This is a genomic window from Streptomyces sp. NPDC053493, from assembly GCF_044544825.1.
Taxonomy (GTDB): Bacteria; Actinomycetota; Actinomycetes; order Streptomycetales; family Streptomycetaceae; genus Streptomyces.
In genome coordinates this window covers 217224-242797 of record NZ_JBITXS010000010.1, presented here as the reverse complement: position 1 = coordinate 242797, position 25574 = coordinate 217224, and the positions used below count along the sequence as shown (strand labels likewise).

Below are 25574 nucleotides of genomic sequence, written 5' to 3'. Positions count from 1 at the left end.
CTGCCGCTGCCCCCTTGGTCACAGTCGCTTGACTCCCTTGATGCGTCCGGCGCGTGAGGCGCGGTTGCGGGCGGCCTTGACGCGCAGGCCGCCGCGCTGGGTGCCGATTCTCAGGCCGGTGCCGGAGGACAGCCAGCCGGAGGAGACGTCGGCTCCGTTGGCCCCGTCGGTGCCGGCGAGCGGGTCGTTCTCGGCGCGCCGGGCGATCGCCATGATGAGCGGCACGGTGAACGGGGCGAGGAGCAGGTCGTAGAGGGCCGCGGTGAACAGCAGGAAGCCGAGGCCGACGTGGCGGGCGGCGGTGTCGCCGACCAGGGCGCCGACGCCGGCGTAGAGGAGGGTGGAGCCGAGGGCGGCGGCGACGACCACGGCCATGGGGCCGGTGGCGGACTTGAGCCGGCCGTTGTCGGGGCGGGCGAGGCCGCAGAGGTAGCCGACGACGCAGAGCACGAGGGCGTAGCGTCCGGCGGCGTGGTCGGCGGGCGGGGCGAGGTCGGCGAGGAGGCCGGCGGTGAAGCCGACGAGGGCGCCGGTGACGTGCCCGTAGACCAGGGCGAGGGCGACGACGGTCAGCAGGACGAGGTCGGGGACGGCGCCGGGGAGCTGGAGGCGGGCGAGGACGGAGACCTGGACGACGAGGGCGACGACGACCAGGGCGGCCGACAGGAGGATGCGGTTGATCTTCACGGCGTTTCCTCCCCCGGGTTCTGCGGCTGGTCCTGTGGTTCGTTCTGTGCCGGGTCCTGCGGCGGGTTCTGTCCGTCGGGCTTCCGGGCCGGGTCCTGGGCCTGGTTCTGCGCCCGGTCCTGGGCCTGGTCGCCCGGCTTGACGCCCTGCTGGGTGCCGTCGGGTGCGGTCGACGTCGGCGTGGGCGTGACGGTGACGGTGACGGTCGGCGCGGGCTTGGGCTTCTGCGGCAGCACCATGTCGCGCGGGTCGGTGCGCGGGGCCTGGACGACGACGCCGACGATGTCGAGCTTGGTGAAGCCGACGAACGGGCGGACGTAGACGTTACGGGTCAGGCCGCCGCCCGACGGGTCGACGCGGACGACCTCGCCGACCGGCACGCCGGGCACGAAGGGCTTGTCGGCCTGCGAGCCGAAGGTGACGAGCCGGTCGCCGGGCTTGACCTTGGCCTTGCCGTTGAGGAGCTGGACGAGCAGCGGGCGGTCGCCCTGGCCGGTGGCGAAGCCGAGTTCGTCGGTCTTCTCCATGCGGGTGCCGACGGTGAAGTCGGGGTCGTTGGCGAGCAGCACGGTCGACGTGGAGGGGCCGACGGTGGTGACGCGGCCGACGAGTCCGGAGCCGTTGAGGACGGTCATGTCGCGCCGGATGCCGTCGCGGGCGCCGACGTCGATGGTGACGGTCCAGGAGAAGCCTTGGGCGGCTCCTATGGCGATGACCTCGGCGCCCTTGATGCCGTACTGGCCGGCGCCCGCGGTCTTCAGCATGGCGTCGAGTTCGCGCAGCCGGTTGCGGTTGCGGTCGTCGCTGCCGAGCTTCGCCTTGAGTGCGGCGTTCTCCTGCTCCAGGACGGCGATCCGGTTGTGCCGCTCCCCGGAGTCGCGGACCGCTCCTATCGCGTTGCCGATCGGGTCGACCGCCGAGGCGACTCCGTTCTCGACGGGGCCGAAGGCCGCGGCCGCGGCCTGCCGGGCACCGTCGACCGGCGACTCCTGGCCTCCTCGGATGTCCACCGTGATCAGTGCGAACGCGATGGCGATCAGCAGCACCAGGAGCAGCCGGCTCTCTCGTGTGTCCCTCACGTGCGGCGGCCGTGCCTTTCGGGTTGTGACGTGGCTGTGGCGGGGCCCCCGGGCCGGAGCCCGGGGGGTGGTGACGGTGTGTGGAGTTGTCGGGTGGGGCGGTGCGTACGGTCAGCGGCGCGGCTGCGCGTCGAGCACCTGCTGCAGCGCCTCGAACTCCTCGACGCACTTGCCGGAGCCGAGTGCGACCGAGTCCAGCGGGTCCTCGGCGATGTGGATCGGCATGCCGGTCTCCCGGCGCAGCCGCTCGTCGAGGCCGCGCAGCAGGGCGCCGCCACCGGTGAGAACGATGCCGCGGTCCATGACGTCACCGGAGAGCTCGGGCGGGCACTTGTCGAGGGTGGTCTTCACCGCGTCGACAATGGCGTTGACCGGCTCCTCGATGGCCTTGCGGACCTCGGCGGCGGAGATGACGACGGTCTTCGGCAGGCCGGAGACCAGGTCGCGGCCGCGGATCTCGGTGTGCTCGTCCTGGTCGAGGTCGTAGGCCGAACCGATGGTGATCTTGATCTGCTCGGCGGTGCGCTCGCCGAGGAGGAGCGAGTACTCCTTCTTGACGTGCTGGATGATCGCGTTGTCGAGCTCGTCGCCGGCCACCCGGATCGACTGTGCCGTGACGATTCCTCCGAGGGAGATGACGGCGACCTCGGTGGTGCCGCCGCCGATGTCCACGACCATGTTGCCGGTGGCCTCGTGGACCGGCAGGCCCGAGCCGATGGCGGCGGCCATGGGCTCCTCGATGATGTGCACCTGGCGGGCGCCGGCCTGGGTGGAGGCCTCGATGACGGCGCGGCGCTCGACTCCGGTGATGCCGGAGGGCACGCAGACCACGACGCGCGGGCGGGCCAGGTAGCGGCGCTTGTGGATCTTGAGGATGAAGTAGCGGAGCATCCGCTCGGTGATCTCGAAGTCGGCGATGACGCCGTCCTTGAGCGGGCGGACGGCGACGATGTTGCCGGGTGTCCGGCCGATCATCTTCTTCGCCTCGGCACCGACCGCGAGGATGCCGCCGGTGTTGGTGTTGATCGCGACGACGGACGGCTCGTTCAGAACGATGCCTCGACCCCTGACGTACACCAGCGTGTTGGCGGTCCCGAGGTCGACAGCCATGTCACGGCCGATGAACGACATTGAGTTCCCCTTGTTTCCCATGAGGATGCGTCGGGCCTTCCCTAGCGGAGCGTTGACGGCTTCTCAGGTCGGCGAGGTGGTGGCGGAAGGTGGTGCGGCGTGGAGTTTTCCCATCGTAGTGCCGCCCGCCCGGATACCGCGCGGCGGACCACCCCGTTCCACCTCTGTATAGGTGACGGAATGACGCGGCGATCCGTTCCCGGGATCGGCGTTCATATGCCTGGGGGCGACCGAATTCCTTCGGTCGCCCCCAGGTCGTGAGCTGATCGGCTGACGCCGGGTCAGGAAAGACCCGGGAAGAACAGCTTCAGTTCCCGAATGGCGGACTCCTCCGAGTCCGAGGCGTGGATCAGGTTCTCGCGGACGATGGTGCCGAAGTCGCCACGGATGGAGCCCGGGGCCGCGGCGATCGGGTCGGTCGGGCCGGCCAGGGTGCGCAGGCCCTCGATGACCCGCTCGCCCTCGACGACCAGCGCGACGACGGGGCCGGACTGCATGAAGCCCATCAGCGGCTCGTAGAAGGGCTTGCCCTTGTGCTCGCCGTAGTGCTGCTCCAGCGTCTCCTGGTCCAGCTCGCGCAGCTCCAGGGCCTTGATGGTCCAGCCGGCCTTGCGCTCGATACGGCCGATGATCTCGCCGATCAGGCCACGGCGGACGGCGTCGGGCTTGAGCAGGACGAGCGATCGCTGGCTCACGGGGAACTCCTTCGGAACAACGGTGTGCGGGACTGACGAATCTACAGGGCCCGCACCAGGCCTCATCACGCAGCGTCAGGCCCTACGGAGCCCTGGGCCCCGGCCGGCTCGGCGGCCTGGCGCGCCGCCCAGTCCGCCTTGATGGTGTCGATCTTCCGGCCGAAGTGCACCGAGGCCCACCACAGCACGGCGAAGACCGCGCCGAGGAAGAACATGACCGGCACGAAGAAACCGCTGGCCACCAGGGCGATCTGCAGGGCCCAGCCCAGCTGGACGCCGCCCGGACGGGTGATCGCCCCGCACAGCAGCACCGAAAGGAGCATCGCGATCCCGCAGACCGTCCACACCGTCGCCGTCGCCAGCGAGTCGTCCTTCATGGCGACCAGACCGGCGAAGCCGATGACGAAGAACTCGCCGATCAGCGTCGAGGAACACAGCACGCGCATCGAGGTCAGCCCCTCTTGAGCAGCAGCCGGGCGTCGCCGACCGTGAAGATCGAACCGGTCACGAGGACGCCCGCGCCGGCGTACTCGTCCTGCTCCTCGGCGAGCGTGATCGCCGCCTCGATGGCGTCGTCGAGCCGCGGCTCGACCACCACGCGCTCCTCGCCGAAGACCTCGACGGCGAGCGCGGCGAGCGCGTCGACGTCGGTGGCCCGCGGGTTGGAGTTCGCCGTGATCACGACTTCGGCGAGGATCGGCTCGAAGGCCTCCAGGAGCCCCTTGGCGTCCTTGTCGGCACTGGTGGACACCACGCCGATCAGCCGCGAGAAGCCGAACGACTCGGTGATGCCGTCGGCGGTGGCCCGCGCGCCGTGCGGGTTGTGCGCGGCGTCCAGGATCACCGTCGGCGAGGAACGCACGACCTCCAGGCGGCCGGGCGAGGCCACCTGGGCGAAGGCCCGGCGGATCGTCTCGACGTCCAGGGTCCGGGCGTGCTGCGCGCCGATGCCGAAGAAGGCCTCGACGGCGGCGAGCGCCACGGCCGCGTTGTGCGCCTGGTGCGCGCCGTACAGCGGCAGGAAGATGTCGTCGTACTCGCCGCCCAGGCCGCGCAGGGTCAGCAGCTGGCCGCCGACGGCGACCTCGCGCGAGACGATGCCGAACTCCATGCCCTCGCGGGCCACGGTCGCGTCCGTCTCGACGGCCTTCTTCAGGAGGACCTGCGCCGCGTCCACGGGCTGCTGGGCGAGGATCACCGTCGCGCCCGGCTTGATGATCCCGGACTTCTCGCCGGCGATCTCGGCGGTCGTCCCGCCGAGCCGGTCGGTGTGGTCCAGGTCGATCGGCGTGACGACGGCGACGGAGCCGTCGATGACGTTGGTGGCGTCCCAGGTGCCGCCCATGCCGACCTCGACGACGGCCGCGTCGACCGGGGCGTCCGCGAAGGCCGCGTACGCCATGCCGGTGAGGACCTCGAAGAAGGAGAGCCGGTACTCCTCGCGGGCGTCGACCAGCTCCACGTACGGCTTGACGTCCCGGTACGTCTCGACGAAGCGCTCCGGGTCGATCGGGGCGCCGTCCAGGCTGATCCGCTCGGTGATGGTCTGCACGTGCGGCGAGGTGTAGCGCCCGGTGCGCAGGTCGAAGGCGCCGAGCAGGGCCTCGATCATGCGGGCGGTGGAGGTCTTGCCGTTGGTGCCGGTGATGTGGATCGACGGATACGCGCGCTGCGGCTCGCCCAGCACGTCCATCAGGGCCGCGATCCGGCGGACCGAAGGCTCCAGCTTGGTCTCGCCCCAGCGGGTGGACAGCTCGGTCTCGACCTCGCGCAGCGCCTTGTCGACCTCGGGGTCGGCGGGCCGGGAGGGCACCGGGTCGCCCTGCGGCGGGCCGGCCACGGCGCGCAGGGTGCGGCTGCCGGCCTCGATCACCGCCAGGTCGGGGTCGCGGTCGGTCTCGTTGTCGACGATGTCGTCGAACAGGTCGTCGCTCGGGTCGCGCGGATCGCTCGGCTCACTCACGCACCCAGTCTACGGAGCCGTACCGACACGACCGCGGACCCACCCCTTTCGGGACTTTCGCCCCAGGTCCCGCCCTGGTCCGGGCGGGGCCGCCCGGCGGGAGGCGGGACCTCGAGGGCGCGGCTAGCGCAGGCCCGACGGGAGGGTCGCCGTCACCACGTAGGCGCCGTGCTCGCGGCGGGCCTTCAGGGTGCCGCCCATGCTGGTGACGCGCTCGTCCATGGAGAACAGGCCGGTGCCGGTGGACACGGGCGCCCGGTCCGGCGGGGCCGCGGCGAGCGGGTTGCGGACCTCGATGCGCAGGGACGGGCCGTCGACGGTGATCGCGACCGTCACCGGCAGGCCCGGCGCGTGCTTGGCGGCGTTCGTCAGGCACTCCTGCACCACCCGGTGCACGGCCGTCTGCCGCAGCGGCGACAGCGCCTTCGCCGCCGCGGCGACCGTGAGGTCCACCGGGCTGCCCATCCGCTCGCTCTGCGCGGCGAGCGCGGCGAGCCCGTCGAGTCCCGGCGTGGCCGTCTGCTCGTCGCCGCGCCGCACGATGGTCTCGTTGAGCATGCGGTGGGCGCGCCGGGCGGTGTCCGCGAGCTCCTCGAAGTCCTTCTCGTGCGCCTCTCCCCTGGCCCGTACGGCGAGCACCTCGGCCCGCACCGCGAGCACGGTCAGCTCCCGTCCCACCAGGTCGTGCACGTCCCGGCCGACCGAGATCCGCTCCTCCTGGACGGCCTGCCGGGCGGCCGCCTCGCGGCGCTGGGCCTCCAGGGCGCGAACGAGGTCATGGCGGTACGCGGCGATGCCGACGCCCGCCGCGAGCACGCCGATCGGGACGACGAGGCTGAGGAAGTCGCTGAGGGTGTCGCCGTGCCGGGCGGGCCAGCCGGGCGTGTTGAAGTACGCGTAGGCGGCGGCGACGTAGAGCAGGGTGGCCAGGACGGCGGTCCGCCGGCCCCGGAAGCGACCCAGCGAGTACAGCGCAAACTGGATCATGGTGAATTCGTGCAGCCAGCCCATCAGCACGACCGCCACCGCGAACGGCAGCCACGGCGCCCTGCGGCGCGGCACCAGCGTGGCGGCGCCGGCCGCGAGCACGAGCGTCGCGGTGACGCCGGTCAGCGAGTTGTCCGCGCGGGCGAGTCCCGGGACGTCCAGGAGCATCAGGCCGAAGGCGGCGAGCGCGGCGACGACGTCCATGGCCCGGGGCGACCCGGCCCACCGGTCCACGCGGCGGCGCAGCGCGGGCGGGGCGGGGAGGCGGAGCATGTCCTCCATCATCCCGGGTCCTTGGTCCCGGGTGGACGGACCTGAAGTCCCGTCTGATGTGAGATCGGGCACTTATGGGCGAAATGCCCGAATGGCGAGACGGCAAAGGCCCCCGGAACCGGGACGGGTTCCGGGGGCCTCCCGCACGTGTCTCAGGCGGTCACGCCTGCGGCAGGCGCTCCAGCTGGGACTGGATGCGGGCGATGTCCTCGTCCGCCTTGGCCAGCCGGCCCTTGATCTTGTCCACGACGTTGTCGGGAGCCTTGGCGAGGAAGGCCTCGTTGCCGAGCTTGGCCTCGGCCTGCGCCTTCTCCTTCTCGGCCGCCGCGAGGTCCTTCGCCAGGCGCTTGCGCTCGGCGGCGACGTCGATCGTGCCCGACAGGTCGAGCGAGACCGTGGCGCCGGCGACCGGCAGGGAGGCGGTGGCGGCGAAGCCCTCGCCCTCCGGCTGGAGGCGCAGCAACTGCCGGATCGCGGTCTCGTGCGCGGCGAGCGGCGTGCCGTCGAGCTCGAGGCGGGCGGGGACCTTCTGGCCGGGCTGGAGACCCTGGTCGGCGCGGAAGCGGCGGACCTCGGTGACCACCTGCTGGAGGTTCTCGATCTCGGCCTTGGCGGCCTCGTCGCGGAAGCCGCTGTCGCTCGGCCACTCGGCGACGACCAGCGACTCGCGCCCGGTGAGCGTGGTCCACAGGGCGTCGGTGACGAACGGGACGATCGGGTGCAGCAGCCGCAGCATGACGTCCAGGACCTCGCCGAGGACCCGGCCGGAGACCTTGGCCTGCTCGCCGCCCGCGAAGAACGTCGTCTTCGACAGCTCGACGTACCAGTCGAAGACCTCGTCCCACGCGAAGTGGTAGAGCGCGTCGCTGAGCTTCGCGAACTGGTAGTCCTCGTAGAGCGCGTCAACCTGGGCGACCGTCTCGTTCAGACGGGACAGGATCCATCGGTCGGTCGCCGACAGCCGCTCGACCGGCGGCAGTTCGCCCTCGATCGTCGCACCGTTCATCAGCGCGAAGCGGGTCGCGTTCCAGATCTTGTTGGCGAAGTTCCGGGACGCCTTGACCCAGTCCTCGCCGATCGGGACGTCGACGCCCGGGTTGGCGCCGTTGGCCAGGGTGAAGCGGACGGCGTCGGAGCCGTACTGGTCCATCCAGTCCAGCGGGTTGACCACGTTGCCGAAGGACTTCGACATCTTCTTGCCGTTCTGGTCACGGACCATGCCGTGCAGGGCGATGGTGTGGAACGGCGGGGTGCCGTCCATCGCGTACAGACCGAACATCATCATCCGGGCGACCCAGAAGAAGAGGATGTCGTAACCGGTGACCAGGACGGAGTTCGGGTAGAACTTCGCGAGGCTCTCGGTCTGCTCGGGCCATCCCATCGTGGAGAACGGCCACAGGCCCGAGGAGAACCAGGTGTCGAGGACGTCGGTGTCCTGGTGCCAGCCGTCGCCGGCGGGCGGCTCCTCGTCGGGGCCGACGCAGACGATCTCGCCGTTCGGGCCGTACCAGACCGGGATGCGGTGGCCCCACCACAGCTGGCGCGAGATGCACCAGTCGTGCAGGTTGTCGACCCAGTCGAAGTACCGCTTCTCCATCTCCTGAGGATGGATCTTGACCTTGCCGTCGCGGACCGCGTCGCCGGCGGCCTTCGCGAGCGGGCCGACCTTGACCCACCACTGCATGGACAGGCGCGGCTCGATGGTGGTCTTGCAGCGCGAGCAGTGGCCGACGGAGTGGGTGTACGGCCGCTTCTCGGCGACGATCCGGCCCTCGGCGCGCAGCGCGGCGACGATGGCGGAACGGGCCTCCAGCCGGTCCAGACCCTGGAAGGGGCCGTGGACGGTGATGACCGCGTGCTCGTCCATGACGGCGATCGACGGGAGGTCGTGCCGCTGGCCGATCTCGAAGTCGTTCGGGTCGTGGGCGGGCGTCACCTTGACGGCGCCGGTGCCGAACTCCGGGTCGACGTGCGCGTCGGCGACGACCGGGATGCGGCGGCCGGTCAGCGGCAGCTCGATCTCGGTGCCGACCAGGTGACGGTAGCGCTCGTCGTCCGGATGGACGGCGACGGCGGTGTCACCCAGCATCGTCTCGGCACGGGTGGTGGCGACGACGATGGACGCGTCGCCCTCGCCGTAGCGGATGGAGACGAGCTCGCCGTCGTCGTCCTGGTACTCGACCTCGATGTCGGAGATCGCGGTGAGACAGCGCGGGCACCAGTTGATGATGCGCTCGGCGCGATAGATCAGCTCGTCGTCGTAGAGCTTCTTGAAGATGGTCTGGACGGCCTGCGACAGGCCCTCGTCCATGGTGAAGCGCTCGCGCGACCAGGCGACGCCGTCACCGAGGCGGCGCATCTGGCCGGAGATCTGCCCGCCGGACTCCGCCTTCCACTTCCAGACGCGCTCGACGAACGCCTCACGGCCCAGGTCGTGGCGGGACTTGCCCTCCTTGGCGAGCTCGCGCTCGACGACGTTCTGGGTGGCGATGCCGGCGTGGTCCATGCCGGGCTGCCACAGCGTCTCGTAGCCCTGCATCCGCTTGCGGCGGGTGAGGGCGTCGATCAGCGTGTGCTCGAAGGCGTGGCCCAGGTGGAGCGAGCCGGTGACGTTCGGCGGCGGGATGACGACGGTGTACGGCGGCTTGTCGCTCTTCTCGTCCGCCTCGAAGTAGCCCCGCTCTACCCAGCGCTCGTACAGCGGCCCCTCTACCTCGGCCGGCGTGTACTGGGTCGGCAATTCGGTGGTGGCTGCTGTCTGCTGCTGAGTGTTCTCGGTCACGGGGCCAGTTTAGAGGTGTCACGGGGTGGTCCTGAAACACGATTGTTCCGTAACGGTGTGACCCCCAGCGCCCCGGCGGGACACGGCTTCCGCCAGGATGTTCGCTACGCATAAACATCTTGTGAGGGGAACCTGTCGATGAGCTACAACCAGCCGGGCCCGTACGGCGGCCAGCCGAACCCGTACGGGCAGCCGGGGCCGTACGGCCAGCCGCAGCAGCCGGGTCCGTACGGGCAGCCGCAGGCCCCGCAGCCCGGGTACGGCTACCCGCAGGCCCCGCAGGGCGTTCCGCAGCAGCAGCCCGGACCGTACGGCTATCCCCAGCAGCCCCCGCAGCCCGGCCCCTACGGTCAGCCGCCCCAGCAGCCGCCCTACGGCGCCCCGCAGGGCCCCGGCGGCTACGTGCCCCACCCGCCGGCCCCGAAGAAGTCGAAGGCCGGCCTGGTCATCGGCGCGGTCGTGCTGGTCGCGGCGCTGGGCGCGGGCGCGTACTTCGTCTTCGGCGACGGCGGCGGCCTCGGCGGCGGCAACAGCGCGGTCGGCGACGACACCAAGGGCTACAAGCTGGCCGCTCCGGAGAACGTCGGCGAGTACGCCAAGGTGCCGAACCCGAACGAGAAGAACGGCCAGCTCACCAGCGAGCAGAAGGCCCGGGCCGAGGCGATCGGCGTGAAGAACGCCGGCCAGGCCGGCCGCCAGTACAAGAACAACCCCGACACGCTCAAGGGCAAGCAGCTGACCTTCACCGGTCTGTACGGCGAGATCGCCGACCCGGACCAGGCGATCGACAACTACCTCGACGGCATCGGCAAGAACCCCGAGGCCAAGCAGCTGGGCGTGAAGTACGAACTCGTCGGCAGCGCCGAGACGATGGAGCCGGCCGGCTTCAAGGGCGCCCTGATGAAGTGCCAGAAGATCAGGATGACCAACGAGAAGCCCTCCAGCAGCGGCTCCTCGGCCCTCACCCCGAAGTCGATGGAGGCCACGACCTGCATCTGGGCCGACTACTCCACCCTCGGCGCGACCAACCTGCTCGACCTGTCGACGCTGATGACCGGCGGCGCGGCCCTGCCGAGCTCCGAGGTGGCCGACCTGACCGCCAAGCTGTACAACACCGCGCGCACCAAGGCCTGATCGCCCGGCCACGGTTCGACCGCACACGAGAAGGGGCGCCCCGGTGACCGGGGCGCCCCTTCTCGTCGTCGCGTGCGGCTCAGGCCGACTTCTCGTGCCGGCCGTCGTTCGGCACGATCCGCGGGACCAGCGTCGGGTTGACGTTGTCGCGGACCACGTCCGCCGTGATGACCACGCGGGCCACGTCCTTGCGGGACGGGACCTCGTACATCACCGACTGGAGGACCTCCTCCATGATGGCGCGCAGGCCGCGCGCGCCGGTGCCGCGCAGGATGGCCTGGTCGGCGATGGCCTCCAGGGCCGGGCGGTCGAAGTCCAGCTCGACGCCGTCGAGTTCGAAGAGGCGCTGGTACTGCTTCACCAGCGCGTTGCGCGGCTCGACGAGGATCTTCAGCAGGGCCTCGCGGTCCAGGTTGTGCACCGAGGTGATGACCGGGAGACGGCCGATGAACTCCGGGATCATCCCGAACTTCACCAGGTCCTCCGGCATGACCTCCTGGAACTGGTCGCTCGCCTCGATCTCGCGCTTGGAGCGGATGGTCGCCCCGAAGCCGATGCCCTTGGCGCCCGCCCGCGACTCGATGATCTTCTCCAGGCCGGCGAAGGCGCCGCCCACGATGAAGAGCACGTTCGTCGTGTCGATCTGGATGAACTCCTGGTGCGGGTGCTTCCGGCCGCCCTGCGGCGGGACGGAGGCGGTGGTGCCCTCCAGGATCTTCAACAGGGCCTGCTGCACGCCCTCTCCGGAGACATCGCGGGTGATCGACGGGTTTTCGCTCTTACGGGCGACCTTGTCGATCTCGTCGATGTAGATGATCCCGGTCTCGGCCTTCTTGACGTCGTAGTCCGCCGCCTGGATCAGCTTCAGCAGGATGTTCTCGACGTCCTCGCCGACATAGCCCGCCTCCGTCAGCGCGGTGGCGTCGGCGATGGCGAACGGCACATTGAGCATCCGGGCCAGGGTCTGCGCCAGGAGCGTCTTGCCGGAACCGGTCGGGCCGAGCAGCAGGATGTTGGACTTCGCCAGCTCGATGGCGTCGTCCCGGCCCTGCGCGCCGCCGTTCTCGCCGGCCTGGACGCGCTTGTAGTGGTTGTACACCGCGACCGACAGGGCCTTCTTCGCGGGCTCCTGCCCGACGACGTAGCCCTCGAGGAATTCGTAGATCTCGCGCGGCTTGGGAAGCTCCTCCCACCGCACCTCGCTCGTCTCCGCGAGCTCTTCCTCGATGATCTCGTTGCAGAGGTCGATGCACTCGTCGCAGATGTACACACCGGGTCCCGCGATGAGCTTCTTCACCTGCTTCTGGCTCTTTCCGCAGAACGAGCACTTGAGCAGATCGCCGCCATCACCGATGCGTGCCACGAGGTGCTTCCCCTTCGCCTGGGAGCGCTTGGTTCAGCGACTCCTGGTGCCTCATATTCGACGGTACCTTGCCGGGCCCCCCGTTCGGGCCCCCCTTGGCGTGGTTGGCATGGTCGGGATTCGGCCATGCCCACCACGACGCGGGAAGGTCGAGCGTCAGGCTGCCGCGGCGGCCGTGCTCTTGCGGGTCGAGACGATCTGGTCGATCAGGCCGTACGCGAGGGCGTCCTCGGCGGTCAGGATCTTGTCGCGCTCGATGTCGTCGCGGATCTTCTCGATCGGCGTCGAGGAGTGCTTGGCCAGCATCTCCTCCAGCTGGCTGCGCATGCGCAGGATCTCGTTGGCCGCGATCTCCAGGTCGGAGAGCTGCTCACGGCCGGTGCCGCCGGACGGCTGGTGGATCAGCACCCGGGCGTTCGGCAGGGCCATCCGCTTGCCGGGCGTGCCGGCGGCGAGCAGCACGGCCGCGGCGGAGGCCGCCTGGCCCATGCAGACCGTCTGGATGTCCGGCTTCACGAACTGCATCGTGTCGTAGATGGCGGTCAGCGCGGTGAAGGAGCCACCGGGGCTGTTGATGTAGATCGAGATGTCGCGGTCCGGGTCCATCGACTCCAGGCACAGCAGCTGCGCCATGACGTCGTTGGCCGAGGCGTCGTCGATCTGCACGCCGAGGAAGATCACGCGCTCCTCGAAGAGCTTCGCGTACGGGTCGTACTCGCGGATGCCCTGCGAGGTGCGCTCGACGAAGCGCGGGACGACGTAGCGGTTGTCCATCGGCGCGCCGGTGTAGAGGCCGCTCGCGGAGAGGTTGTTCTGCATCTGGGTGTTCACCGTCCTGGTGGCGTTCGGCGGGGGCTGGGGCTCGTCAGCGGTCTGCCGGGCTCAGGCGCCCGTGCCGCCGCCGCCGGGAACGCCCGCGGCGTGCGTGATGATGTCGTCGATGAGGCCGTACTCCTTGGCCTCCTCCGCCGTGAACCAGCGGTCGCGGTCACCGTCGCGGATGATCGCCTCGACGGTCTGGCCGGAGTGGTGCGCGGTGATCTCGGCCATGCGCTTCTTCGTGCGCAGCAGGTACTCGGCCTGGATCTTGATGTCCGAGGCGGTGCCGCCGATGCCGGCGGAGCCCTGGTGCATCAGGATGTCGGTGTTCGGCAGCGCGAAGCGCTTGCCGGGGGTGCCGCCGGTGAGCAGGAACTGGCCCATCGAGGCCGCCATGCCCATGCCGATGGTGACGACGTCGTTCGGGATGTACTGCATGGTGTCGTAGACGGCCATGCCGGCCGTCACCGAGCCACCGGGGCTGTTGATGTAGAGGAAGATGTCCTTCTCCGGCTCGGCGGCCAGGAGGAGCATCTGCGCGGTGATCTTGTTGGCGATGTCGTCGTCGACCTGCTGGCCGAGGAAGATGATGCGCTCGCCGAGCAGCCGGTTGTAGACATGGTCGCCGAGGCCGCCACCGATGGACGGCTCACCCGCGGCGTAAGGCTTCAGATTCGTCACGTATCCACCTGCTCGTCTCCGACGGCCCCGGGCCGTCTCGCGTCTCGTTCAGAAGGCAGTGCCCTCGTATTCATGGACCCTAACGCGCTGGTCGGCGGGCGCCATCCCGGTTCCCGAACTGTTCGCTGGGAGCGCAAGGTAGTTGGCCGCGCATAAAAGGGCCACGGAGGGGTCCTGGTACGTCCACGGGCCCGGGCGCACCGCAAGTGCGTCCGGGCCCGTGGCGCGGGGTTCAGCGGGGGCTTGGGGCCGCCCGGTGAGCCTTACTTCTCCTCGGAGACCTCGGCGTCGCCGGTGACGGCCTCGACCGTCTCGGTGGCCTGCTCGTCGTCCTCGTCGGACAGGTCGACGACCTCGCCGTTGGTGTCCTTGACCGTGGCGGCCTCGACGACGACCGCGAGGGCCTTGCCGCGGGCGACCTCGCCGACCAGCATCGGCACCTGGCCGCCCTGGACGACGGCCTGGGCGAACTGGTCGGGGGACATGCCGGAGGAGGCGGCGCGGCGCATGAGGTGCTCGGTGAGCTCCTCCTGGTCCACGTTCAGCTTCTCCTTGTTGACCAGCTCGTCGAGGATGAACTGGGTCTTGATGCCCTTGACCGCCTGCTCCTTGGTCTCGGCCTCGAACTCCTCGACCGTCTTGCCCTGGAACTCCAGGTACTTCTCGAGGGTCAGGCCCATCTGACCGAGCTGGTGGTGCTCCAGGTTGTGCTTGCGGGTGTTGATCTCGTCCTCGAGGAGCTTCTCGGGAACGGGGATCTCCGCCAGCTCCAGGAGGGCCTCGAGGACGCGCTCCTGGGCCTGGGTGGCCTGGTCGAACTGCTTCATGTTCTCGAGGCGCTTGCGGCTGTCGGCCTTGAGCTCGTCGAGGGTGTCGAACTCCGACGCCATCTGCGCGAACTCGTCGTCCAGCTCGGGGAGCTCGCGGGCGGCGACGGCGGTGACCTTGACGGTGACCTCGGCGTCCTTGCCCTCGGCGGAGCCGCCCTTCAGCTGCGAGGTGAAGGTGGCCTCGCCGCCGGCCTCGAGGCCGGTGACGGCCTCGTCGATGCCGTCGAGCAGCTCGCCGGAACCGATGGTGTACGAGACGCCCTCGGCGACACCGTCGGGCAGGACCTCGCCGTCGACCTTGGCCTCGAGGTCGATGGTGACGACGTCACCCTCGGCGGCGGCGCGCTCGACCGGGTTGGTGGAGGCGAAGCGCTCGCGCAGCTGCTCCACGGACTTCTCGACGTCCTCGTCGGTGACCTCGACGGCGTCGACCTCGACCTCGATGCCGGAGTAGTCCGGGATCTCGATGGCCGGGCGGATGTCGACCTCGGCGGTGAAGGCCAGCTTCTCGCCGTCCTTCAGCTCCGTGATGTCGACCTCGGGCTGACCCAGCGGGTTGACCTCGGCCTCGTTGACCGCCTCGGTGTAGAGCTTCGGAAGCGCGTCGTTGACGGCCTCCTCCAGCACCGCACCGCGGCCGAACCGCTGGTCGATGACGCGCGCGGGGATCTTGCCCTTGCGGAAGCCCTTGACCGTGACCTGCTGGTTGATCTTCTTGTACGCCGCGTCGAGGCTGTCCTTGAGCTCCTCGAAGGGCACCTCGACAGTGAGCCGAACCCGGGTCGGGTTCAGGGTCTCCACGGCGCTCTTCACGGTTCGGTCTCCTTGGTGACTGATTCTGGTTTCCGGCTGCACCACCCGCGGGGGCGGTTCCGGCCGATCGGCCCGGTCAGAGAGACACACGGGCACGCAGCTTGCATAGTAACCGCAAGCGCCAGGCGCCCCACAACGTGATCATGGCTGGTCGGGGTGGCGGGATTTGAACCCACGGCCTTCCGCTCCCAAAGCGGACGCGCTACCAAGCTGCGCCACACCCCGTCGGTGCGACACGTAGGGTACATGGACGGAGACGGTGCGACGCCCCCTGTTTCCGAGGGACGTGCGAGGAGCCGCCGCGACCCGCTACGATGGCGTCCGTGCCGCGCGGTGATCACCCGTGGCGCGTGCTCGCGGGCGTAGCTCAATGGTAGAGCCCTAGTCTTCCAAACTAGCTACGCGGGTTCGATTCCCGTCGCCCGCTCCATGCGAGGAAGGCCCGCCGGACACCGTCCGGCGGGCCTTCGTCGTACGCCCTCAGAACTTGATGGACCCGATCGTGTTGGTTATCGAGTCGAGGAAGCGCTGGATGTCGTCGGCCATGCCGGTGGAGGCCAGGAAGAAGCCGAAGAGCACCGCGACGACGGCCGGGCCGGCCTTCAGGTTTCCGCCGCGGATCAGCACCACCATGATGATCGCCAACAGCAGCACCACGGACAGTGAAATGGCCACAACTGATCACACCCTCGGTCGGTCCCGCCTTGCCGCCCGGGAGCGCGCGTCACAGAGCACCCCCGCCGCATCTATCGTGCCACCAACTTCCTGCCCAGGAGCGACGGGTGACGAATCGTCCAGGGCACAATCGGCCGGGCGTGACGAATATCGCGCCGATCCGCCGGATCAGTTCGGCGTGTCGAGTCCCAACAGGGCGCGTACGCGTGCGTACTTGGCGGTCAGCCGCCGGCGGGTGGGCGCGTCGAGGGCGGCGAGGCGGTCCGGGTCGGCGTTGTGGGCGAGGTCGGACTCCTTGACCAGGAGGGCGCCGGGTGTGGCCAGAATGCGACGGGTGTAGTCCTCCAGGGCCTCGCCGGGCCGCTTGGTGAGGGCGAGGACCATCGCCTTGGTCCCGTCCGGCAGCGCGGCCCCGGCCAGCCAGGTCTCGGACAGGGCGTCGTCCTCGACGGCGTCGTGAAGCCACGCCGCCGCGATCTGCGCCGGGCTGCCGCCCCTTTCCCGCACCCCGTCCGCCACCGCCCGCAGGTGCTCGGCGTAGGGCCGGCCGGCCTTGTCGGTCTGACCGGCGTGGGCGGCGACGGCGATCGCCTCGATCTCGGCGAGGGAGAGGTACGGGGTGGCGGCCATGGCGGTCAGCGTAGTGCCGCCCGGGCGGGCAGCGCGGTGGCCGCGAGGCCGAGGAGGACGGTGGCGCCGGCGAAGGATCCGTACAGCAGCGGCGGGATGTAGGGGCCCTCGCCGGTCAGGCCGTGGGTCATGGGCACGAGGGTGGCCAGGGCGATCCCGGTGCCGAGGGCGAGGCCCGCGAGGCTGACGAGCAGGGACTCCCAGCGGATCATGCGCAGCACCTGGCGGCGGGTGGTGCCGACGAGGCGGAGGGTGCGCAGTTCGCGGCGCCGGTCGAGGACGGTCATCACCAGGGTGTTGACGGCGGCGACGGCGGCGAAGCCGCCGAGCACCGCGGCCATGGTGGTGTTGGCCCAGGCGTTGAGCGCGCGGTCGCGGCTCTGGGCCGCGGCCCGGCCGGCGGCGTCGGTGACCGTGCCGAGGGCCGCGAGAGCGGCGGGCCGGCCGCCGCGGACGAGCAGTTCCCCGGCGTACGGGGCGGTGACGTGGCCGGCCAGGTCGGCGGCGGGCAGGGTGATCTCGGCGAGGCCGAGGCCGCGGCCGTAGGTGGCGACGACCCGCGGCGAGGCCGGGCGGCCGTCGGGCAGCCTCAGGTCGAGGCGCTGCCCGGGACGCACCCCCGTCGCGTCGGCGAGGTGGGCGTCGACGGCGACCGTGCCGGGGCGCAGGGCGGCGAGCGAGCCGGTGCGCACGTCGAGGTCGAGGACGGGCGTGGGATCGGCGGAGACGGCCTGGGCGGTGGCGCCGCGGAAGCCCGCGTCGCCGTCGGGCAGCAGGACGCCGGTGTGCTGGACGGTGACGGCCGCGGTGACGCCCGGGAGGCGGGCGGCCCGCTCGGCGGCGTCGACGGGAAGGCCGGCCGGCGCGGTGACGACGTGGTCGGCGACGACGCCGGCCCGCTGCTGGTGCTCGGTCGCCCGGTCCGTGCTGGTGTGCAGGAAGACGAGGGTCGACGCGAAGGCCATGGCGAGGACGATCGGGGTGATCGCGGAGGCGAGCCGGCGCGCGTTGCCGCGGGAGTTGGCGGCGGCGAGGTGCCCGGCGGCGCCGGAGGCGCGCAGCGGCAGACCGAACAGGGCCGCGCAGAGCCGGGCGACGAGCGGGCCGAGCAGGGCGACGGCCAGCATGAACAGCATGACGACGCCGAGTGCCGCGTGGGCGGCGTCCTCGCCGGACAGGGCGGCCGCGACACCGGCGAGCACGGTGCCGCCGGCCAGGGCGGCCACGCCGAACGCGGTACGGACGGGGCCGGCCGCACGCCGCTCGGTCTGCGCCTCGGCGAGGGCGCTGCCGGGCGGGATGCGGGCCGGGCGGCGGGCGGCGACGAGTCCGCCGGCCAGGGCGGTCAGGACGACGGCGAGGACCGCGGCGCAGAACGGCAGCGGGCCGGTGTCGAGCCGTACGCCGGGAGGAACGGCGCCCTTGTCCTGGAGCTGCCCGAACCACCAGGTGGCGAGGGCGAGGCCGGGCAGGCAGCCGAGGGCGCCGGCGAGCGGCGCGAGCAGCAGGGACTCGGTGGCGATGGAGCGCCGCAGCTGGCGCGGGGTCGCGCCGATCGCCCGCAGCAGGGCGAACTCGCGGGCCCGCTGGCTCACGGAGAGCGCGACGGTGCCGGCGGCGGTGAAGACGGCGACGAGGGTGGCGGTGCCGCCGAAGGATCCGCCGAGCGCGGTCAGCAGCTCCTTGGCGGCGGGCAGTTCGGCCCCTTCGGCGAGGCTGCGCCGGTCTCCGGTGTACACCTCCGCCCTGCCGTGCAGGGCGCGGTCCAGGGCCTCGGCGAGGGTGCCGGGGGCGGTGCCGTCCTCGGGCCGGACGACGACGGCGTCGACGAGCCGGGGACGGCCGGAGAGGGCGAGCGCCTGCGCGTCGGAGAGCAGGACGCCGGCTTCGGTGGTGGTGCCGGAGACGGTGAGGGTGGTGCGGCCGGCGGGTGTGTCCAGGGTGATCCGCTGCCCGACGCGCGCGTGGCCGCCGCCCGCGACCGCCTCGCCGGGGCCCGGGGCCCGGCCGGTGGCGAGGCGGGTGCCGGTGAGGGCGGCGGAGCCCCAGCCGGACGCGGTGAGCGGGGCGCCGGACGCGTCGCGTACGGGATAGCTGACGTCGGCGGCGGCGTGGGCGACGCCCGGGACGCCGGCGACGGTGCGGACGAGGGAGGCGTCGAGGCGGGCGCGGTCGGGGACGGCCGCGTGGACGGTCTCGCGCTCGCCGCCCCGGTCGACGGTGGTGTGCACCCGCTGGTCGGCCGCGACGACGACGGGCGCGCCGGCGTAGCGGCCGGGCGGGACGGAGGCGGTGAGGCCGGTCTGCAGGAGCAGACCGCAGCCGGAGACGACGGCGGCGGCGAGCAGCAGGGCGACGAAGGTGCCGACGAAGGAGGACGGCTTGAAGCGGACGGCGGCGCGGGCGAGGCCGTTGGTGCGGAACATCAGGCGGCCGCCCCGAGCCGGGCGGAGGCGGTGAGCGCGGTCATGCGGGCGGCGATCCGGGCCGGTGCGGACCGGGGCAGCCGGTCGGCGAGGGCGCCGTCCGCGAGGAAGAGGACGTGGTCGGCGTAGGCGGCGGCCGCGGGGTCGTGGGTGACCATGACGACGGTGGCGCCGAGCCGGTCGACGGCGCCGCGCAGCAGGGCGAGGACCTCGGCGGCGGTCGTGGTGTCCAGGGCGCCGGTCGGTTCGTCGCCGAAGATCACGTCGGGCCGGGTGACGAGGGCCCGGGCGACGGCGACCCGCTGCTGCTGGCCGCCGGACAGCTCGGACGGCCGGCGCGCGCCCTTGTCGCCGAGGCCGACCTGGGCCAGGACCTCGGCGGCGCGCTGCCGGTCGGGGCGGCTGCCGGCGAGCCTCAGCGGGAGCAGGACGTTCTGCTCGACGGTGAGCGAGGGCAGCAGGTTGAAGGCCTGGAACACGAAGCCGATGCGGCCGCGGCGCAGCCGGGTGAGCTGGTTCTCGCCGAGGCGGGTGAGTTCGGTGCCGCCGAGCCGGACGGATCCGGCGGTGGGGCGGTCGAGTCCGGCGGCGCACTGGAGGAAGGTCGACTTGCCGGAGCCGGACGGGCCCATGACGGCGGTGAAGCTGCCGTGCGGGAGGCTGAGGTCGATGCCGCGCAGGGCGTGCACGGCGCGGTGCCCCTTGCCGTACTGGCGTCGTACTCCGGTGAGTTCGACGGCTGCCGTCGTGGTGGCGGCGTCCCGGGCCATGAGTTCCTCCGTACGTTCGTGGTCGTCCTGTCGAACGTACGGAGCGGGGCGGGGCGGGAGCCATGACGGCGGCCGGTGGATCTTGGGTGGGGCTGTCCCCACCCTGCCAGGATCCGGACTAGGTCGTGTCCGGAAAGTAGCGTCGTCTGCCCGAAGGGCAGGGGCCGCGGCGTCCGGTGCGTGCGATCGCAAGGCGGAGGAGGGAGACAATGGCGGAGCCATGGCGACCGACGACAACGCGGCATGGGGGCACCTCCCGTGCCCGAAGGGCTACGGGGGAGTGCGTGCCGGGCGTCGCGGGCCAGGCGGGACTTTCCGGACACGACCTATGCCTTGCGGCTGATCAGGAGCAGTGCACGGTCGTCGTTGACGTCCTTGGCGCAGGCCTCGATGAGGTGCCAGGCGGCGCCCTCGAAGCCGCTGGCGACGTAGCGGTCGGCCTCGCCGGTGAGGCGGTCGATGCCCTCCGCGATGTCGCGGTCGGCGCTCTCGACGAGGCCGTCGGTGAAGAGCATCAGGACGTCGCCGGGGCGCAGGGAGCCCTTGACCGGGTGGAACTCGGCGCCGTCGTAGACGCCGAGCAGCGGCCCTTCGGCGGTCTGCTCCTCCCAGCGTCCGGTGCCGGCGTGGAGCTGGAGCGCGGGCAGGTGTCCGGCGGAGAGGAGTTCGTAGTCGCCGGACTCCAGGTCGAGGACGAGGTGGACGGAGGTCGCGAAGCCCTCGTCCCAGTCCTGGCGCAGCAGATAGCCGTTGGCGGCGGGCAGGAAGGCGTGCGGCGGGAGGGAGCCGAGGAGGCCGCCGAAGGCGCCGGAGAGCAGCAGGGCGCGGGAGCCGGCGTCCATGCCCTTGCCGGAGACGTCGGTGAGGACGACTTCCAGGGTGCGGCCGCCGTGGGTGCGGGCGGCGACGACGAAGTCGCCGGAGAAGGACTGGCCGCCGGCCGGGCGCAGCGCCATCTCGCGGTGCCAGCCGGCCGGGAGGCGGGGCAGCGCGCTCTGGACCCGGATGCGTTCGCGCAGGTCGAAGAGCATGGTGCCGCCGCGCCGCCAGGGCACGCCGACGCGGGCCCGGAACTGTGCGATGAGCAGGCCGAAGAGTCCGCACGCGGCGACGACGAGGACGGTGCCGGGTGTGACCCGGGCGGGGCCCTGGGTGTAGGGCCCGAGGACGACGGACTCGACGATGAGCGCGGAGGCGGCCGCCGCGTACAGGCCGAGGAGGCTGGCGGGGCGCAGGATCAGGCCGCCGGCGACGATCGGCAGGACGAGGGCGACGGGCGAGCACCACACCGGGTTGACGAGGGTGCCGACGGCGATGGCGGGGACGGTGAGGAGCAGGCCCGCGAGGGCGACCCAGTCGGAGCCGTCGCCGCGGAAGTAGTCGACGGCGGACCGGCGCAGCGCGGTACGGGCCCGGAGCGCGCGTCTGCGTGTCCGGGCCGCGTACGAGTCCACTCGGCGACGTCCCATGGGGCTGGACCCTATCCACACGGTCGGAGCTCGTGCAGGGGGACCCGGGTGACATTGCATTCGAAATCGGGTCGCGTCGGGTCGTGGGGCGCTGATATCGATGGCATATGACGACTGAACTGCGGGTCCTCGACCCTGCCGGATGGGACGCCTGGTACGCGGTGCTCGAGCTGGCGTTCGGCGGTGTCCGGGAGGCGGACGAGGAGCGGGCGCTCTGGCAGGAGCTGACCGAGCCCGAGCGGTCGCTGGGTGCCTGGGACGGTGACCGCTGTGTCGGTACGGCGGGCGCGTTCTCGTTCGGGTTGACGGTGCCGGGCGGCGCGGTGGTGCCGGCGGCCGGGGTGACGATGGTGGGCGTGGCCGGGACGCACCGGCGGCGCGGGATCCTCACCTCGATGATGCGACGGCAGCTGGACGACGTGCGGGCCAGGCGGGAGCCGCTCGCGGTGCTGACCGCCTCGGAGGCGGCGATCTACGGGCGGTTCGGTTACGGCGTGGCCACGTTCACCGCGCGGGCGGTGATCGACACGACCCGGGTGCGGCTCACGCTGCCGGAGGGCACGGACGAGGTGGCGCTGCGGGTGACGACGCCGGCGGAGGCGCTGGAGGCCTGCGAGGCGGTGTACGCGCGGCTGGTGCCGGGCCGGCCCGGGATGCTGGAGCGGCGGCCGGGCTGGGAGCGGCTGGCGCTGCTCGACCCGCCGGGCGAGCGGGAGGGCGCGTCGCCGCGGCAGTGCGTGCTCGCGGAGCGGGACGGCGAGGTCGTCGGGTACGCGCACTACGCGATCAAGCCGAAGTGGTCCTGGGCGGGTCCGGAGGGCGTGGTCGCGGTGCAGCGGCTGGCGGGTCTGGACCCGGTGGCGGAGGCGGCGCTGTGGCGGTTCCTGTGCACGGTGGACCTGACCTCGCGGGTGGAGGTCCGCAGCCGTCCGGTGGACGACGGGTGGCAGCACCTGGTGTCGGACATCCGGCGCTGCGAGCCGACGCTGCGGGAGGACCTGTTCCTGCGGCTCGTGGACGTGGGCGCGGCGCTGGAGGCGCGGACGTACCAGGCTCCGGTGGACGTGGTGTTCGAGGTCGAGGACGCCTTCTGTCCGTGGAACGCGGGGCGTTGGCGGCTGACGGGCGACGTCAAGGGCGCGTCCTGCGTCCGTACGGACGACGAGCCGGATCTCGCCCTGTCGGTACGGGAGTTGGGCTCGGCGTATCTGGGCGGGGTGTCGCTGCTCTCGCTCGCCGCGGCCGGGCGGGTGCGGGAGCTGCGCGAGGGCGCGCTGACGGAGGCGTCCGTGGCGTTCGGGTGGCCGGTGGCGCCCTGGCTGCCGCACGGGTTCTAGCCACCGGCCGCCGGGCGATCCTTCAGGCCTGCTGGCAGCCGGGGCACCAGAACAGGTTGCGGGCGGCGAGGTCGGCGGTGCGGATCTCGCCGCCACAGATGTGGCAGGGCATCAGGGCCCGGCGGTAGACGTACACCTCGCCGCCGTGGTCGTCGACGCGCGGCGGGCGGCCCATCGCCTCGGGCGTGTGCTCGGGGCGGACGGTGTCGATGCGGTTGAGGCGCACGCCTTCGCGCATCAGCGTCACCAGGTCGTCCCAGATCGCGCGCCATTCGCGCTCGGTCAGGTCCTTGCCCGCCCGGTACGGGTCGATGCCGTGCCGGAACAGGACCTCGGCGCGGTAGACGTTGCCGACGCCGGCGATGACCTTCTGGTCCATGAGCAGGGCGGCGATGGTGGTGCGGGACCGGGAGATCCGCCGCCACGCCTTGGCCGGGTCGTCGCCGTCGCGCAGCGGGTCGGGGCCGAGGCGCTCGTGTATCGCGCGCTTCTCGCCGTCGGTGACGAGCGCGCAGGTCGTCGGGCCGCGCAGGTCGACGTACGCGTCGGGGTGGGCGAGCCGCAGCCGGACCGTGTCGGTGGGCGGCGGGGCCGGGGCGCCGGCGGTGGACCCGAAGGTCACCTTGCCGAAGAGGCCGAGGTGGATGTGGACCCACTCGTCGCCGGTGAAGCCGAGGAAGAGGTGCTTGCCGTGCGCCTCGGTGCGGGCGAGCACCGTGCCGTCGAGGAGGGCGGCGGAGTCGGAGAACTTGCCCTGCGGGCTGGTGACGCGCACGGGCCGGCCGCCGAACCGTTCCCGGTAGTCGGCGGCCAGCCGGTGGATGGTGTGCCCTTCGGGCATCAGGCGGTGGGCTCCTCCGGGTGGTGGGCCGGGATCGGCGGGAGCTCGCCGGTGGTCTCGTACGCGCTCAGCATGTCGATGCGGCGGGTGTGGCGCTCGTCACCCGAGTACGGGGTCTTGAGGAAGACCTCGACGAAGGTGGTGGCCTCGTCCTGGGTGTGCATGCGGCCGCCGATGGCGACGACGTTGGCGTTGTTGTGCTCGCGGCCGAGGGCGGCGGTCTGCACGCTCCACGCGAGGGCGGCGCGCACTCCCTTCACCTTGTTCGCGGCGATCTGCTCGCCGTTGCCGGAGCCGCCGATCACGATGCCGAGGCTGTCCGGGTCCGCGGCCGTCCGCTCGGCGGCGCGCAGGCAGAACGGCGGGTAGTCGTCCTGGGCGTCGTAGATGTGGGGACCGCAGTCGACGGGCTCGTGGCCGTGGGCCTTCAGCCACTCGACGAGGTGGTTCTTGAGTTCGAAGCCGGCATGGTCGGAGCCGAGGTACACGCGCATGGTTCCGAGTGTGGCACGCCGGGGGCGGGGTATCGGTCAGCGGGGTCGCGACCCGCGTCGGGGCCCTGATCACGGCTCGTCCGGCCCGGATCACGGCTGGTCCGGACCTTATGTCCTGAATCACGATCCGGAATCAACTCTTCCGTACTTCCCGGTCACCCGGTTTCATGTCTCCAGCTCGCGACCCGAGCTTGCCCCCACACCGAAGGAAGCGTTCATGAACACGCAGCCGACCCTGGCGAAGGAAGGCGGGAACACCGGAACCACCGGTGATTCCCAGCAGTCCGACGGCAACGGCCTCAAGGCAGGACTGAAGAACCGCCACCTGTCGATGATCGCCATCGGCGGAGTCATCGGCGCCGGCCTCTTCGTCGGCTCAGGCTCCGGCATCGCCGCGGCCGGCCCCGCCATCCTGCTGTCCTACGCGCTCGTCGGCGCCATGGTCGTCTTCGTGATGCGGATGCTCGGCGAGATGGCCGCCGCCCGCCCCTCCTCCGGCTCCTTCTCGGCCTACGCCGACCAGGCGCTCGGCCGCTGGGCCGGCTTCACCATCGGCTGGCTGTACTGGTTCTTCTGGGTCGTCGTGCTCGCCGTCGAGGCGACCGCCGGTGCCAAGATCCTGGAGAGCTGGATCCCGGCCGTCCCGCAGTGGGGCTGGGCGCTCATCGTGATGGTGGTGCTCACCGCCACCAACCTGGCCTCGGTCTCCTCGTACGGCGAGTTCGAGTTCTGGTTCGCCGGCATCAAGGTCGTCGCCATCGCCGCCTTCGTCGTCGTCGGCCTGCTCGCCGTCTTCGGCGTGCTGCCCGGCTCGGACAACCCGGGCGCCGGCTTCGCGCACCTCACCGACAGCGGCGGCTTCTTCCCGATGGGCGCGGGCGCGATCCTCACCGGTGTCCTGATGGTCGTCTTCTCCTTCATGGGCAGCGAGATCGTCACCCTCGCGGCCGGCGAGTCGGAGGACCCGCAGCGGGCCGTCACCAAGGCCACCAACAGCGTCATCTGGCGGATCGGCGTCTTCTACCTGGGCTCGATCTTCGTCGTCCTCACCCTGCTGCCGTGGAACGACAAGTCGATCGTCGACAAGGGCTCGTACGTCGCCGCGCTGGACTCCATCGGCATCCCGCACGCCGGCCAGGTCATGAACGTGATCGTCCTGACCGCCGTGCTGTCCTGCCTCAACTCGGGCCTCTACACCGCCTCCCGGATGGCCTTCTCGCTCGGCCAGCGCGGTGACGCGCCCAAGGCGTTCGCCCGCACCAACGCGCGCGGTGTGCCGACGACGGCGATCCTCGCCTCGGTGGCCTTCGGCTTCGTCGCGGTCTTCTTCAACTACAAGTGGCCCGACACCGTCTTCGCCTTCCTGCTGAACTCCTCCGGCGCCGTCGCCCTCTTCGTCTGGCTGGTCATCTGTGTGACCCAGCTGCGGATGCGCGGGATCATCCAGCGCGAGTCGCCCGAGAAGCTCGTCGTGAAGATGTGGCTCTTCCCGTACCTGACCTGGGCCACCGCCGCCATGATCGTCTTCGTGCTCGGCTACATGGTCTACGACGGCGGCAGCAACCGGGAGCAGGTCGTGCTCTCGCTGCTCGTGGCCGCGCTGGTGCTCGCCATCGGCCTCGTGAAGGACCGGATCCAGAAGTCGTCCTCGGAGCTCGAGAAGATCTGAATCCATACCTGACGGACGCTGTCAGG

At 71.4% G+C, this 25574-nt stretch carries 22 protein-coding genes and 2 tRNA genes; 4 read left to right on the top strand and 20 right to left on the bottom strand.

What is annotated here, in order from left to right; genetic code table 11:
• Window positions 1-18 precede the first annotated feature (18 nt).
• From mreD to ACIGO8_RS26580, 8 genes are all read right to left on the bottom strand, one after another.
• Entirely contained in the window at window positions 19-687 is a 669-nt protein-coding gene (gene mreD, locus ACIGO8_RS26615) for a rod shape-determining protein MreD (RefSeq protein WP_399735595.1), read from the bottom strand.
• Window positions 684-1766: a rod shape-determining protein MreC gene (gene mreC / locus ACIGO8_RS26610; protein WP_399735592.1), complete on the bottom strand. Its 1083-nt coding sequence runs from the start codon at window positions 1764-1766 to the stop codon at window positions 684-686. Before mreC ends, mreD begins: the two co-directional genes overlap by 4 nt.
• A gap of 111 nt (window positions 1767-1877) precedes the next feature.
• Window positions 1878-2897 carry a rod shape-determining protein gene (locus ACIGO8_RS26605; RefSeq protein WP_356700707.1) on the bottom strand — a complete coding sequence of 340 codons (1020 nt, stop codon included), beginning with the start codon at window positions 2895-2897 and terminating at the stop codon, window positions 1878-1880.
• Between the two features lie 281 nt (window positions 2898-3178).
• A complete protein-coding gene (gene ndk, locus ACIGO8_RS26600; RefSeq protein ID WP_399735589.1) occupies window positions 3179-3592 on the bottom strand; it encodes a nucleoside-diphosphate kinase in 414 nt (137 codons plus the stop codon).
• 65 nt (window positions 3593-3657) lie between these two features.
• Window positions 3658-4038 carry a DUF4233 domain-containing protein gene (locus tag ACIGO8_RS26595; RefSeq protein WP_399735586.1) on the bottom strand — a complete coding sequence of 127 codons (381 nt, stop codon included), beginning with the start codon at window positions 4036-4038 and terminating at the stop codon, window positions 3658-3660.
• Window positions 4039-4043: 5 nt separating this feature from the next.
• Window positions 4044-5555 (bottom strand): bifunctional folylpolyglutamate synthase/dihydrofolate synthase, encoded by a 1512-nt coding sequence (locus ACIGO8_RS26590; protein WP_399735583.1) that lies wholly within the window; start codon window positions 5553-5555, stop codon window positions 4044-4046.
• A 123-nt stretch (window positions 5556-5678) separates the two neighbouring features.
• Window positions 5679-6815: a sensor histidine kinase gene (locus ACIGO8_RS26585; protein ID WP_399735580.1), complete on the bottom strand. Its 1137-nt coding sequence runs from the start codon at window positions 6813-6815 to the stop codon at window positions 5679-5681.
• Between the two features lie 160 nt (window positions 6816-6975).
• Window positions 6976-9597: a valine--tRNA ligase gene (locus ACIGO8_RS26580; protein ID WP_399735577.1), complete on the bottom strand. Its 2622-nt coding sequence runs from the start codon at window positions 9595-9597 to the stop codon at window positions 6976-6978.
• Between the two features lie 138 nt (window positions 9598-9735).
• Here ACIGO8_RS26580 and ACIGO8_RS26575 point away from each other — a divergent pair, with 138 nt between their 5' ends.
• Window positions 9736-10731, top strand: a complete 996-nt coding sequence (locus tag ACIGO8_RS26575; RefSeq protein WP_399735574.1) for a hypothetical protein — start codon at window positions 9736-9738, stop codon at window positions 10729-10731.
• Between the two features lie 79 nt (window positions 10732-10810).
• On the opposite strand, the gene clpX is transcribed toward ACIGO8_RS26575, so the two are convergent.
• The 5 genes from clpX to ACIGO8_RS26550 form a co-directional block, all read right to left on the bottom strand.
• Window positions 10811-12094, bottom strand: coding sequence for an ATP-dependent Clp protease ATP-binding subunit ClpX (gene clpX, locus ACIGO8_RS26570; RefSeq protein WP_399735571.1), 1284 nt, complete (start codon window positions 12092-12094; stop codon window positions 10811-10813).
• A 156-nt stretch (window positions 12095-12250) separates the two neighbouring features.
• On the bottom strand, window positions 12251-12913 hold the full coding sequence (locus ACIGO8_RS26565) for an ATP-dependent Clp protease proteolytic subunit (RefSeq protein WP_399735568.1): 663 nt from the start codon (window positions 12911-12913) through the stop codon (window positions 12251-12253).
• A gap of 63 nt (window positions 12914-12976) precedes the next feature.
• A complete protein-coding gene (locus ACIGO8_RS26560; RefSeq protein WP_399735565.1) occupies window positions 12977-13594 on the bottom strand; it encodes an ATP-dependent Clp protease proteolytic subunit in 618 nt (205 codons plus the stop codon).
• A 263-nt stretch (window positions 13595-13857) separates the two neighbouring features.
• Entirely contained in the window at window positions 13858-15237 is a 1380-nt protein-coding gene (gene tig / locus ACIGO8_RS26555; protein WP_399735562.1) for a trigger factor, read from the bottom strand.
• Between the two features lie 148 nt (window positions 15238-15385).
• Window positions 15386-15462, bottom strand: a tRNA-Pro gene (locus ACIGO8_RS26550).
• 131 nt (window positions 15463-15593) lie between these two features.
• On the opposite strand from ACIGO8_RS26550, the gene ACIGO8_RS26545 reads away from it, so the two are divergent.
• Window positions 15594-15667, top strand: a tRNA-Gly gene (locus ACIGO8_RS26545).
• A gap of 50 nt (window positions 15668-15717) precedes the next feature.
• Here the strand turns inward: ACIGO8_RS26545 and ACIGO8_RS26540 are convergent.
• The 5 genes from ACIGO8_RS26540 to ACIGO8_RS26520 all read right to left on the bottom strand — a co-directional run bounded on the left by ACIGO8_RS26540 (window position 15718) and on the right by ACIGO8_RS26520 (window position 21207).
• Complete coding sequence (locus ACIGO8_RS26540; RefSeq protein ID WP_399735559.1) at window positions 15718-15912, bottom strand: hypothetical protein; 195 nt, start codon at window positions 15910-15912, stop codon at window positions 15718-15720.
• A 168-nt stretch (window positions 15913-16080) separates the two neighbouring features.
• Window positions 16081-16542 (bottom strand): HD domain-containing protein, encoded by a 462-nt coding sequence (locus tag ACIGO8_RS26535; protein ID WP_399735556.1) that lies wholly within the window; start codon window positions 16540-16542, stop codon window positions 16081-16083.
• A gap of 5 nt (window positions 16543-16547) precedes the next feature.
• Window positions 16548-18968, bottom strand: coding sequence for an FtsX-like permease family protein (locus ACIGO8_RS26530; protein ID WP_399735553.1), 2421 nt, complete (start codon window positions 18966-18968; stop codon window positions 16548-16550).
• Window positions 18968-19738, bottom strand: a complete 771-nt coding sequence (locus ACIGO8_RS26525) for an ABC transporter ATP-binding protein (protein WP_399735550.1) — start codon at window positions 19736-19738, stop codon at window positions 18968-18970. Before ACIGO8_RS26525 ends, ACIGO8_RS26530 begins: the two co-directional genes overlap by 1 nt.
• Before the next feature lie 326 nt (window positions 19739-20064).
• Window positions 20065-21207, bottom strand: a complete 1143-nt coding sequence (locus ACIGO8_RS26520; RefSeq protein ID WP_399735547.1) for a PP2C family protein-serine/threonine phosphatase — start codon at window positions 21205-21207, stop codon at window positions 20065-20067.
• Window positions 21208-21314: 107 nt separating this feature from the next.
• On the opposite strand from ACIGO8_RS26520, the gene ACIGO8_RS26515 reads away from it, so the two are divergent.
• Window positions 21315-22544: a GNAT family N-acetyltransferase gene (locus ACIGO8_RS26515; protein WP_399735544.1), complete on the top strand. Its 1230-nt coding sequence runs from the start codon at window positions 21315-21317 to the stop codon at window positions 22542-22544.
• A 22-nt stretch (window positions 22545-22566) separates the two neighbouring features.
• Here the strand turns inward: ACIGO8_RS26515 and ACIGO8_RS26510 are convergent, their stop codons facing one another.
• Both ACIGO8_RS26510 and ACIGO8_RS26505 read right to left on the bottom strand, forming a co-directional pair.
• Window positions 22567-23385, bottom strand: a complete 819-nt coding sequence (locus ACIGO8_RS26510) for an Fpg/Nei family DNA glycosylase (protein ID WP_399735541.1) — start codon at window positions 23383-23385, stop codon at window positions 22567-22569.
• Window positions 23385-23879 (bottom strand): ribose-5-phosphate isomerase, encoded by a 495-nt coding sequence (locus tag ACIGO8_RS26505; protein ID WP_399735538.1) that lies wholly within the window; start codon window positions 23877-23879, stop codon window positions 23385-23387. Before ACIGO8_RS26505 ends, ACIGO8_RS26510 begins: the two co-directional genes overlap by 1 nt.
• Before the next feature lie 217 nt (window positions 23880-24096).
• Here ACIGO8_RS26505 and ACIGO8_RS26500 point away from each other — a divergent pair, with 217 nt between their 5' ends.
• A complete protein-coding gene (locus ACIGO8_RS26500) occupies window positions 24097-25548 on the top strand; it encodes an amino acid permease (RefSeq protein WP_399735535.1) in 1452 nt (483 codons plus the stop codon).
• The last annotated feature ends 26 nt before the right edge of the window (window positions 25549-25574 follow it).